At 65.1% G+C, this 12,777-nt stretch carries 5 protein-coding genes and 1 tRNA gene; 3 read left to right on the forward strand and 3 right to left on the reverse strand.

Annotation, left to right across the window (positions count from 1 at the left end; translation table 11 throughout):
• Window positions 1–2,312: hypothetical protein (locus VNH11_27920; protein HVA50215.1), on the reverse strand; the 2,312-nt coding region annotated here is incomplete at its 3' end.
• Between the two features lie 415 nt (window positions 2,313–2,727).
• On the opposite strand from VNH11_27920, the gene VNH11_27925 reads away from it, so the two are divergent.
• On the forward strand, window positions 2,728–6,453 hold the full coding sequence (locus VNH11_27925) for a DUF4214 domain-containing protein (protein HVA50216.1): 3,726 nt from the start codon (window positions 2,728–2,730) through the stop codon (window positions 6,451–6,453).
• 697 nt (window positions 6,454–7,150) lie between these two features.
• Here the strand turns inward: VNH11_27925 and glnD are convergent.
• Window positions 7,151–9,811, reverse strand: coding sequence for a [protein-PII] uridylyltransferase (gene glnD, locus VNH11_27930; GenBank protein ID HVA50217.1), 2,661 nt, complete (start codon window positions 9,809–9,811; stop codon window positions 7,151–7,153).
• 94 nt (window positions 9,812–9,905) lie between these two features.
• Here glnD and VNH11_27935 point away from each other — a divergent pair.
• Together VNH11_27935 and katG are read left to right on the forward strand one after the other, a co-directional pair.
• Window positions 9,906–9,987, forward strand: a tRNA-Ser gene (locus tag VNH11_27935).
• A gap of 22 nt (window positions 9,988–10,009) precedes the next feature.
• Window positions 10,010–12,196, forward strand: coding sequence for a catalase/peroxidase HPI (gene katG, locus VNH11_27940; protein ID HVA50218.1), 2,187 nt, complete (start codon window positions 10,010–10,012; stop codon window positions 12,194–12,196).
• Between the two features lie 352 nt (window positions 12,197–12,548).
• Here the strand turns inward: katG and VNH11_27945 are convergent.
• The coding region (locus tag VNH11_27945) for a 50S ribosomal L9 C-terminal domain-containing protein (protein HVA50219.1) at window positions 12,549–12,777 on the reverse strand (229 nt) is incomplete at its 5' end.

Raw genomic sequence — 12,777 nt, forward strand, 5'->3', positions numbered from 1 at the left:
ACGAGCTCTCCCGCCAGGTTAAATTGCCATCGCCAAACGGGTCCGGGTGTCGTGCCGCCGTCGGGCGAAGGGTCGTCCTCCTCCGTCCGCTCGTTCAGGTTATTGTATTTGTAGATGTACGTCTGTCCCATCGCCGTCGTGTAACTGACGAGATTGCCGTCGGGATCGTAGGACCAGAGCAGGACCGCTTGCGGAGCAAGCGGGCTACTGGGCGGCTCGATTTCCTCGACCTTTTCGCCAAAACTGTTGTAGACGAGTTGCACCGTTTGCCCGAGCGCGTTCGTTTCGCTAAGCACTTGCCCGTCTGGCGAATAGGTGTAGCTGGTGGTGGGCCGGGCCGCGCCCGGCGTGGGGGCCGGCCCGGTCGTGCTCAGCAGGTTGCCGTTGGAATCGAAGACGTTGTCGGTTTCGTTGTCCGCGGCGTCGAACTGCTGGATGGGATCGCCGGAGGGGCTGTAGACGACCGAGGTCACCGGGCCTGTGGCCGTCGCGCGGTTGAAGGTCTGGTTGTTGCTGCCGTCGGCCGGATTCGCGTCTTGCTCGGCGGTCTGGCGGTTGTCGGCATCGACCTGAAAAGCCGTGGTGCGGCCCATGGGATCGATGGTTTCGACGAGATTGCCCGCCGGATCGTACACGTATTGGGTGGTGGTGTAGTTGCTGCCGCCGGTCGGGTCGGGGCCTTCGACCTTGAGCAGCTTGGGCCCGTCGTCTTCTTCGACGCCGCTTTCGTCCCAAACGTAATACGTCGCGCGCCGCATCGGATCGATCGTTTCCACGACCTGGCCTCGCGCGTCGAAAACGGTCTGCGTCGTGGGCCGCACGCTGGGATTGCTGGGGTCGGGCGGCGGATCGAGCTGCTCGATGGTGCGGCCCATGCCGTCGACCACGAAATTCGTCGTTCGGCCGAGTTCGTCAGTCTCGGAAGTGAGATCATCCGCTGACGCAGTGGGATCGTCCGTCGACGGCCCGTAGCCATATTCGACGCTGGCCTGGTCGGCCGTGCCCACGGCGTAGGTCACCTGGCTGACCAGCGCGTGGGCCGTGTATTGGTAGGTCGTTTCGATGCCGCGCGGGTCCGTCATCGTCGCCGCCAGGCCGGCCGGAGGCTGGCCCTGCTGCGTTGGCACGGGCGTATACGTGTAGGTCGCCACGCGGTTGGTGTCGCCGCCCGTTCCGACTTGCGTCACCGTGAGCACGTTGCCGTTGTTCGAGTCGAGTGTGTAGTCGGTCTCGCGGCCCGCCCGATCGACGTGCTTGGTCGGTTCGTGCCATTTCGGGTCGTAGGTCCAGGTTTCCTTCGTGCCGTCCGGATAATCGGTTTCGAGCAGGTCGCCCATGGTGTTATAGACGTTGGTGGTCACCAGGGGCTGGCCGCCCGTGGTGAGTGGCGGCGCGGTGATCTGCACGGCTTCACCCTCGACGTTGTAGACAGTGCTGGTAGTCTCGCCCAGCGGCGTGGTTTCACTGGCGTGTTTGCCGAAATATCCGGGCACGAACGTGCTGGTCTGGCCGTCTTCGTTGGTCTGGCTGCCGACGAGCTGGGAGGCGTAGACCAGCGGAGCGGGGTTGGTTTGCGTGCCGCGGCCGGCGGCCACCAGCGCCTGGCCCAGCGGGGCGTCGAGCTCGGTCGTCGAGCCGTCGGCGGCCGCGGTTTGAGTCAGCTCGCGGAACGCGTTGTAGGCAAGCTGCGTGGTGCCTCCCGAATTGGTGATGGAGGTCATTTCGCCGCTGGTCGAATCGTAGCCGAAGGTCGTGACGCTTGGCGACTCGCCGTTTCCTGGGTCCGGCATGGCCAATTGGGTCACGCGCCCGGCCGAATCGTGCGTGAGCGTGACCGTGCGGCCCGCGAAATCCGTGACGCTGGAGAGCAGGCCGTTGGTATACGCGAAGGTCGTGGTGCGGCCCGCGCTGTCGGTAATCGTGAGCGGGTTGCCGCTGGCGTCCGAGGTGACGCTGGTCACGTTGCCGGCGCGGTCGGTGACGCTGGTCAGGATGCCGGCGGCGGTGAACTGGCTCACGTTCTGGTACTTATCGGTGAGCGTAAATCCGCCGCTGCCGTTCTCGACGAGGGTCGAAAAGCCGGGTTCGCCGGCGGGGCGGGTGTAGCTGAGGTCGTGGTTTTGGGTGAAGAAGTAGAGGTTCCCGGCGCCGTCGCTGAGGGTCACGCCGCCGACTTGCGGCCAGAGGCGCGGCAGCCCGCGCAGCGTCCAGCCCGCGCCGGCGGTCGAGCCGTCGAGATTCTCGACATTCTGCTGGCCCGTGTAGGCGCGCACGACGGTGCTGCCGTCGGGGTAGACCTCGGTAATGGTCATGGTGAAAGGGTAGACGCCCGTGGGCAACGCGCCGGCGTCGACTTGGGCGGAGAAGACGACGGCCTCTCCGGCGGTGTAGCCGGCCGGGCTGTAGTAGACCGGCCCGCCGGCGATGCCGCCCAGCCGATGCTCACGGCGAGGACTTCTGGTCCAGCCAGCTTGCCGCGGGCCAGTCGCTGAGTCAGGCGGCCCAAGGCATTGGGGGCAGCCAGGAGAACAACACGCAGCTCATCAACGACGACTATTTCCACTATCTGGGTCGCCCCGCCGACGCCGGCGGATTAAGCTATTGGCTGGCCCAATTCGCCGCCGGCAAGACCAACGAAGACGTGGTCGCCGGCTTCACCGGCTCGGCCGAATACTACCAACAGCACACGAAATAGCGCCGCGTCCGACCACACCAGGAGACCCAACCATGCTACGCCGAACAGCACGCCCAGTTCCCTCCCGCCGCCGCCCAACGCTTCGCCCGGTGCCGCGTCGTTCACGCCGCCGCTTGCGGCTTGACTCTCTGGAAGCTCGCACGCTCTTGTCGGCCAGCGGCGCGCTTTCCACGGCGACCGCATCGAGCGAGCCAACCTGGGTCAGTCAAGGACCCGGACCCGAAACCGGCGGCGTTGCCGAGGGGACGTTTGACACGGGCGGCTCGGCCGCGAACCCCGACAACCCGGTCGCCGGCGCGATCGATGCCATTGCGATCGATCCCGTCCCGGCCGACGGCAGCGTGGTCTACGTGGGGGCGGTCGGTGGCGGCGTTTGGAAAACGAGCGACGCCAACGATGCCACGCCGCAGTGGACGCCGTTGAGCGACAGCCTCCCCTCGCTTGCCATCAGCGCTTTGGCGGTCGATCCCCACGATCCAACCGGTCAGACGCTTTACGCCGGTACGGGCAGCGTGAGCGCTGCCAGGGACGTGTTCTTCGCGACCGCCAACGGACCCGCACCCTACGGCGCCGCCGGCATCTACAAAACGACCGATGGCGGCGCCACCTGGACCGTGCTCAATCAAGACGCCGCCGGCGACGACGTGCTCGGTGGCAAAACGGTCGTGGCCATCGCCTTCGCGACAAACCCCGCCAATGGAAGCAAAACCGTCTTGGCGGCAACCATCACGACGAGCGGCAACGGCGGTCTGTATCACAGCAGTGACGGAGGCGCCACCTGGAGCGAGGTGACGCCGGCCGACGGCCTGCCCGCGGGTAACGTGACCAGCGTCGTAAGCGATCCGGCGGATGCTTCAATCGCCTACGCCGCAGTGCGGGGGCAAGGCGTTTTTCGCAGCGACGACGGCGGACAAACCTGGGCCGCGACCACGAATTCGGATCTCGACATCAACAGCGGCCAAGCCAGCGTGCGGCTGGCCATTGCCGGCCACGCGGTCTTCGCGGCCGTACTTTCCAGCGGCCCGGCGTTCGGTTCTGCGGAGTTCAACGGCGGCCAGCTTCTCCAGCTTGCACGCTCCGGCGATCAGGGCGACACGTGGGTGAGCATGAATTTGCCGCAAGACGCCAACGGCGTGGGGCTCTATCCGACGAACGCCGCGTTCTATTTCTCGATGATGGCCGATCCGAACGATGCTGGCGGAGACACCGTCTTCGTCGGCGGGAGCTTCGCGCCCCAATTCCCCTATTGGGGACGCCACTTCCGCGGCGTGTTTTCATCGACCGCCCCGGCCATGAACAACACGCAGTGGCAGAACCTGGACGGCGCGAATGCGAACAACACGGCGACTCACGCCAACTCACGCGCCATGGTGTTTGACACGGCCCAGAACACCGTACTTGAGGCCGACGAAGGAGGAATCTACAAGCTGCACGATCCGGCCAACGCGAACAACGCGCGGCAATGGTCGGTGATGAACGGCAATCTGCAGGTCGCCGAGTTTCTTAGCGTCGCCTACGACGAGCGCGCCGGCGTCGTCGTGGGTGGCAGCCAGGACGTGGGGGCGGGCACGCAATCGGCCCCCGGCAGCCAAACCTGGAACCAGTTGCCCAGCAATCTTGTCAGCAACGGCTATGTCGTCGCGGTGGACAACAGCGGGCCGGGAGACGTGCGCTACTTCACCTCGCATTCCATGAGCACCGTATGGCGCGTTTCTTACAACGCCTCGAATCAGCCGGTCCTGCCGGCCGAGCAGGTCAATCTGGCCGCGGCCGGCACGCCGACCGTCGCGGGCAGCGGCGTCTTGGCCGCCGACTGGGGGAGCATCGGGCCGTTTCCGCTGGTGCTGAACAGCGTCGATCCGTCGCGAATGCTGCTCGGCTACCACGGGCTGTATGAGAGCCTCGCCACCGATGCCAGCGGAAACCCGGCCCTCACCGGCGACGTCGTGCAAAACGTCACGCCGGCCGCGATGAAGGGCACCGTGACGGCGCTGGCCTACGGCGGGCGCTCCGCCAGCGGCGACAATCCCGATGTCGCCTTTGTCGGCACTTCCAGCGGGCAGCTTTTTGTCCGCACCGCTGCGGGCGGCCCGTTTACGCCGGTCACCGCCTACTCCGGCGGCGCGGTGCGCAGTATCGTACTTCTGCCCGACGATTGGCAGACGGCCTACGTCATGGACGACGCCAATCTCTACAAGATCACCATCGCGGGGCAGAACGCCGCCTCGGCGAGCATCGCCGTCACGGGCAACCTGGGGCAATTGACTTCTGATTTCGGCTCGCTGGCGGTCTACTCGCCGACGCACACGCCGGGGGACGAAGTGGTGCTGGTGGGAGCGGTGGACGGCGTTTACCGAACGCTCGACCCCAACGACGGCGCGAATGCCGTTTGGGCCCCCTACGGACGATCACTGCCGCACGTCCCGGTGAGCGATTTGCACTACGACGCCACGTCCGACCTGCTGCTGGCGGGCACGGCCGGCCGTGGCGCTTGGACGGTGGCCGACGCCAGCCAGACGCTGTTGCCCGCCCTCCAGGCCGTTGGCGGGTTTACGCTTGGCGCGACGGAAGGCGTCGCCGCGGCGGCCCAGACCGTCGCCACCTTCGCCGACCCGGCCGGTCTCCAACCGTTGGACCAGTACACGGCGACCATCGACTGGGGCGACGGCAGTTCGACCTCGGCGGGCACGGTCAGCTTCGATAGCGCCAGTCAGGTCTTCAGCGTGACGGCCGGCCACATCTATACCGAAGACGGCACCGATGCGATTCACGTGGTGATTGAACGCGGCATTGCGTCATCCGTCACGGCGACAAGCACGGCGGTCGTCAGCGAGTCACCCGTTACCGGTAGCGGCGCCACGCTCACCGGCACGCCGTCCGCGGAGTTGAGCGCGGCGGTCGTCGCCACGTTTAGTCATGGCACTGGAGTTGAGCCGGCTTCGGCGTTCACCGCCAGCATCGATTGGGGCGACGGCGCCACGGCGGCCGGCACCGTTTTCGAGTCGGCCGGCTCGTACAGCGTGCTGGGCTCGCACGCTTATGTCGCCGCCGGCCAATACGGAATGGAGGTCACGATCAGCGACGACCGGCGAGCAACCCTGCTGGCCGGCAGTGCGGTCATCGGCACGCCGCACCAACTCTATGTAACCGCCGTTTACCACGACGTGCTCGGCCGCGCGCCTGACGCGGGCGGTCTCACCTATTGGTCGAACTTGCTCGACTCCGGCGCCGCCATCAGCAGTGTGGCCGAGGCCATCGCCCACAGCGACGAATACTACGCCAACTTCGTCATCAAGCCCACCTACCTGAAACTTTTGGGCCGGCCGGCCGACGCGGCCGGCGTGACCTATTGGACCGGTCAGATGGATGCGGGTGTCACCGATCAAGAGCTGGAGGCCGATCTCGTCTCGTCCGCGGAGTTTTACAACAACGCCGGCGGCACCAACCTCGCTTGGATCGACGCGGTCTACAAGCTCTTATTGGGCCGCCCGGCCGACGCCAACGGCGAGAGCTTCTGGACCAGCCAGTTCGCCGCCGGCCTGACGCTGAATGGCGCGGCCCAAGGCATCGCGGGCAGCCAAGAGAACAATACGCAGCTCATCAACGACGACTATTTCCACTATCTGGGCCGGCCCGCCGACACCGGCGGATTAAACTATTGGCTGGCCCAATTCGCCGCCGGCAAGACCAACGAAGACGTGATCGCCGGCTTCACCGGCTCGGCGGAATACTACCAAGAGCATTCCGCACCGTCATAAGAGAAAGGGAGCACGAATGTCGAGATGTTCCCCGATTATCTCGATTCGGCGAACACCGACGGCAAGGCGTTCTTTTGGTATGGGCCGGCCCTGTCGCGGCGACGCCCGCCATCTACGGTTAGTGGTTAGTGGTTGGCAGAGGGTCAGCCGTGCCTAAGAATTGGGCAGCGGCGTCGGGCGGCCGCCGGTGCCGATCGGCTGACGCAAATTTGCGTCAGCCGATGAAACACGGCGTTTTTGCCCATCGGTTGGCCTGATAGAGGTTTTTTGGCGGCTGCTCAAATGATGTGCATAGTGGTCATCTGACTGCATATTCTTTGAGCAACCCAAGCCAGTCGCGAGAGAAAACAAAGGATGTCTTGGTTCCGAGCAGATGCCGCCGGAAGTCCGCGCCGGAAACATACCACCGCGGAACTACGAGATGATGAAATCCCTCGGGTTTGTCCCGTTAGTGCAAATTTGCACGAACGAGGCGGAAGGGGATCCATCACGACGGAGCGTGACGCCCGTCCCGGCGCGCCGGGACGCGAAGCATGGCCAAGCCAGTTGGCGCGTAAAATACAGTAAGCGACGGACAAGTAAACAGTGGCAGGCGGCGCGCGGCGCCGGCGAGGGTCTTTGACAATTCGGTAAATCCATGCGGCGGGCGAGCTGCCGAAGGCCAAGCGGCCGGCAAAAAAAACCAGGAAAGCGGCGGTTAAGGAGAAGCCGAAGAAGTAATCCACTGCCGCTCGAAAGCCTCGATCTCGTCCAGCAATTGCTGCCGCAACGTGCCGAGCCGCTCTTCGTCGAGCAACTTTTGCCCTTGCTGGTCGGTGACGTAAAACACGTCGACCACCTGGTCGAGATAGGTGCCGATCTTGGCCACGCCCACCGAAAGCCCCTTCTCGAACAGCGAACGCGTGATCGTATAGAGCAGGCCGGCGCGGTCGTGGGCGAAAATGTCGATGATCGTGAACCGGTCGGAAGTATGGTTGTCGATTCGCACCTGCGTCGGAAGCCGCGGCAGCACGGCCTGCCGGCGGTCGGCGGCGGGCCGCCAGAGGCGTCGGAAGGTGGGCGGTTTCGGACTGTCGCACAACGCCGCTTTCAAGGCCGAAGTGACCTCGTCGGTCCGCTCGCGCGGCGGAGGGCCGCTAAAATCGGGGTCGTGTACATAGAAGCGGTCGAAAATCAGCCCTTCGGCCAAGGTATAAATCTCGGCCGCCAGAATTTGCAAGCCGCGCCCCGTGAGCGCGCCGGTGAGCTTGTGGAACACGCCCGGCGTAATGGCTTCGTAGGTGCCGATCTTGTATTCAACCGCTCCGCGGTCGGGTTGATAGCGGCCCAGCGCGATCACCCCGCCCGGTCGCAGGCGGCGGAGCTGCGCCAGTTCGTGGGCCGCCTCGTCGGGCGACGTGGAACCCAGATACGAGGCCGGCAAGGCCGCAAGCTGTCGTTCGAACCAGGCGCTGTCGTCGGCCGGCAGACGGTCCAGGATCTTGCGGCGGCACTCTTCCAGGTAATCGGGAAGGTTCATCGCCGGCGCGTCGCCCGCCAGGTGTTGCATGGCCCGGCGGTGCAGGTCGGCCAGCACGTCGATCTTCCAGGCGTTGAGCACGCCCTGGCCCACGGCGCTCAAGTCGGCCGCCGTCAGCACGAAAAGCATCTCCATCAATTCCGGCGAGCCGACCTCGACCGCGAAACGGACCACGAGCTGCTCGTCGTTGGTGTCGCGCCGAAAGGCCAGGTGCGACATCATCAAGTGCTTGTGGACCAGGAAGACGAGCTTTTCGCGGTCGTCGGGCGAGAGGTGCAGCCGCTGGGCGACCTGGCCCGCGATCTCCCGCCCCACGTCGCTATGGTCGCCCGGATAGCCTTTGCCCAGGTCGTGCAGCAGCAGCGCCAGGTGCAGCAGCCATTTGCGTTTGATGTGGCGGTAGACGTGGCCCAGGGGTCCCGCGTCGTTGCCGAAGTCGCTGGCGTGCTCCACGGCGCGAATGCAATGCTCATCGACCGTGTACTTGTGGTATTCGTTGAACTGCAGCAAGCAACGGGCATGATCGAAGGCCGGAATGAGTTTTTCCAGCACGCGCATTTCGTGCAGGCCGCGGAGGATGCCGCCCAATCTTGCCGGTTGGTTGAGCAGGGCGATGAACCGCTCGCTGGCCTCGGCCGAAATCTCGTCGGGCAATTCCCGCGCGGCGGCGCGGATGGCCTCGCACGTGGCGTGCTCGATCGGCTTGTTATAAAGGTTGGCGATCACCGCCAGGTGCAGGATGCGCGTGAGGTCGGTTTTCAGCGCCGCCAGCCCACGGGCATTGGCCTGAATCTGCCACGGGCCGACGCGGAACTCCCCGTCGAACTGGTGGCTGACCAACGGCGCCAACAGCTCGCTCCACCGCGGCCCGCGAGTGGTGGCGGCCATAAACCGCATCACCACCTGGCTCACGCCTTCCGTCAGCCGGAAGTATTCGCGCATGAACTGTTCGACCGGCAGCAGGCCGTCGTCGCCGCGGTATTGGTACGATTCGGCCAGTCGAAGCTGCTCGGTGCGGTCGAGTAGATCGTTGGCTTTACCGGCATGAAAGTGCATTTCGTTGCGCAGGTGCAGCAGGAATTCCTTTGCCCGCGCCAGCGAAGCGACGTCTTCGGCGGCGAGCGCGCCGAGGGCCGACAGGGGCCCGAAATCGGGCGTGCCGTGTCGGGCGAACGCCATCCAGCGCAGAAACTGAATATCGCGCAGTCCGCCCCGCGAGCGTTTGACGTTCGGCTCCAGCAGGTAGACGGTCTCGCCGTATTGCAGACGCTCGTCGGTGCGCGACTTATCGACCAGGGCCACGATGGCGGCGGCGGCGCGGCGCGACCGCTTCTGAAACTCCACGGCAAAATCGCTGAACAGCCGCACGCTGCCGGCCAGCAGCCGCGACTCGACCAGGGATGTCCAAATGATGGGGTCTTTTCGGGCCAGCCGCCAGGCTTCGGCGGGCGTCCGCACGCTTTGCCCGACGGTCAGACCGAGGTCGAAGACATCGCGCAGCATCCGCTGGGCCAGGGGCGCGACCTCCGCCCGCGCCGCCTTATCGACGAGCAACATCAGATCGACGTCGGAATAAGGCGCGACGTCGCGGCGGCCGTAACCTCCGTGGGGCACCAGGGCCATGCGGGCCGCGAGTCCTTCGGGGCCGGCCTGGCCCAGGTCTTCCAGCGCCACCTGAAACAGTTCCAGGATCAGTTGGTCGAACAGGTCGCTGAGCGCGGCGCCGATTTCGCTGCCGCTGGCGCCCTGTTGGTGCCGCCGTTTGAGTTCCTCGCGACCCTCGGCCAGAAGCCGTTTGGCCTCGCGTAGATGGGGCCGCAATCCGGGGGCAATGCTCATGCCGTCAACTTATCGCGCCGTGCCAGCGCGCGGCTAGCCCGCTGCTTGGCAAGGCGGCCAGGCGTAGGCTAGAATTCGTTTGCGAAGCCGCGCCGGAGGGTAAGCGAATGGCTAGCGGTCACACTGGAAATGTGATGCCCCGCAAGGGGTTGTGGGTTCGATTCCCATGCCCTCCGCTCTAAAAAATGGAGAAACATAATGACAACCGAAGCCAAATTCCCCTTCCAGCACGCCGCCGGCGGCGGCACGTCGAATCGCGACTGGTGGCCAAACCAGTTGAAGATCGAGCTCCTGCACCAGCATTCCTCCAAGTCCAATCCGATGGGCGAGGACTTCGACTACGCCCAAGAGTTCAAGACCCTCGATCTGGCGGCGGTGAAGAAGGATCTGGCGGCCCTGATGACCGATTCGCAGGACTGGTGGCCAGCCGACTTCGGCCACTACGGCCCCCTGTTCATTCGCATGGCGTGGCACAGCTCCGGCACCTACCGCACCGGCGACGGCCGCGGCGGCGGGGGCAGGGGCCAGCAGCGCTTCGCGCCGCTCAACAGTTGGCCGGACAACGTCAGCTTGGACAAGGCGCGCCGGCTCCTTTGGCCGATCAAGCAGAAGTATGGCCGCAAAATTTCCTGGGCCGACCTGATCATCCTGGCCGGCAACGTCGCGCTGGAAAGCATGGGATTCAAGACCTTCGGTTTCGGCGGCGGTCGCGAAGACGTCTGGGAGCCCGATCAGGACGTCTATTGGGGCGCCGAGACGACCTGGCTGGCTGACAAACGCTACACCGGCGACCGCGATCTCGAAAACCCGCTCGCGGCCGTGCAAATGGGGCTGATTTACGTCAACCCGGAGGGCCCGAACGGCAACCCCGATCCGGTCGCCGCGGCACGGGATATCCGCGAGACCTTCGCCCGCATGGCGATGGACGACGAGGAGACGGTGGCCCTCATCGCCGGCGGCCATACCTTCGGCAAAACCCACGGAGCCGCCCTCGCTTCGCATTGTGGGCCTGACGCGGAAGCGGCCGGCCTCGAAGAAATGGGCCTGGGCTGGAAGAACAGCTTCGGCACCGGCAAGGGCGCAGACGCGATCACCAGCGGCCTGGAAGTCACCTGGAGCACCACGCCCACGAAGTGGAGCAACAACTTTCTCGAGAACCTGTTCAACTACGAATGGGAACTGACGAAGAGCCCGGCCGGCGCGAATCAGTGGCGGCCGAAGAATGGCGCCGGTGCCGGCACGGTGCCGCATGCCTTCGACAAGTCCAAGCGGATCGCGCCCTCGATGCTGACCACCGACCTCGCGCTGCGGTTCGACCCGGCCTACGAAAAAATCTCGCGGCGTTTCAAGGACAATCCGGATCAGCTCGCCGACGCCTTCGCCCGGGCCTGGTTCAAGCTGACGCACCGCGACATGGGCCCGCGGGCACGTTATCTCGGCCCCGAGGTTCCCGCCGAAAAACTGATCTGGCAGGATCCCATCCCCGCGGTCAATCACAAATTGATCGATGCCCAGGACATCGCCTCGTTGAAGGGCAAAATCCTGGCCTCCGGTCTGTCTGTGTCGGAGTTGGTTTCCACCGCCTGGGCGTCGGCGTCCACGTTCCGTGGTTCCGACATGCGCGGCGGTGCGAACGGCGCCCGCATTCGCCTGACACCGCAGAAGGACTGGCAAGTCAACCAACCTGCCCAACTGGCGAAGGTGCTCAAGACTCTGGAGGGCATTCAGAGCGCGTTCAACGGAGCCCAGTCCGGCGGCAAGAAGGTTTCCCTGGCCGACCTGATCGTTTTGGCCGGCTGCGCGGGCGTCGAGCAAGCCGCCAAGAATGCCGGCCACCAGGTCGCGGTTCCCTTCACGCCGGGGCGCATGGACGCCTCGCAGGAGCAAACCGAGGTGGCCTCGTTCGACGTGCTCGAACCCATCGCGGACGGCTTCCGCAATTACCTCAAGGGCAAATACAGCGTACCGGCCGAAGCGCTGCTGATCGATCAGGCACAACAACTGACCCTGACCGCGCCCGAAATGACGGCGCTCGTGGGCGGCATGCGGGTCCTGAAGACCAACTTCGCCGCGGCGCAGCACGGTGTCTTCACCAAGCGACCGGAGGCCCTGACCAACGATTTCTTCGTGAATCTGCTCGACATGGGCACCCAGTGGAAGCCCGTCTCGAAAGACGCGGACGTGTTCGAAGGCCGCGATCGCAAAACGGGCGTCCCGAAGTGGACCGCCACGCGTGTCGACCTCGTCTTTGGTTCGAACTCCCAACTCCGCGCCCTGGCTGAAGTGTACGGAAGCTCCGACGCGGAGCGGAAGTTCGTCGACGATTTCGTCGCGGCCTGGAGCAAGGTGATGAACCTCGATCGTTTTGACGTGGCGAGGTCGTAGCAGGCATTAGGGCAGCGCGACGCTCAAGCGTCGCCGCGGGTCTTTGACAACTTACTGATGGACGCCTTCCGCGGAACCAGACGCCGGGCAGGTCGCGCAGCGCGCTGCGCGTCGAGCCGGACGCCGACGCAGATGGCAGCACGCACCACGTTAACCCAGCGGCGCTTTCCGCCGACCGGAAAACCTGTTTTCCGGCCGTGCGGCCAACTGACAACCGTTGTCAGTTCTCCGAAATGGGGTAAGCGAGCGAGGTCTGCTTCTCCGCGCTTTGAGTTGCGCGTCTTCGGGCGCGAGTTGCGCATCTTCGCAAAAACGCGGCGTTACGCACCAGAAACGGCGGCGATCGAGGCCCTCAGGCGCCGGTTGTCGCCGCGGGCGGAGCGGCGGCGGGCGGCTGTTTCGGTTTTTGCTGGGGCAGTTCGTCGGTGACCGTCGGCACCACCCAGACCTTCAACTCGGCTTCAATTTCGTGACCGAGATGGATGTTGACGGTGTACAACCCCAGTTCCTTCAGCGGCCCTTTGAGCCGCACCTGATCGGAAGTGACGGTGACCTCGCTCCGCTTCAGGGCGCTCACGATG

Source organism: Pirellulales bacterium (assembly GCA_035533075.1).
Classification (GTDB): Bacteria; Planctomycetota; Planctomycetia; order Pirellulales; family JAICIG01; genus DASSFG01.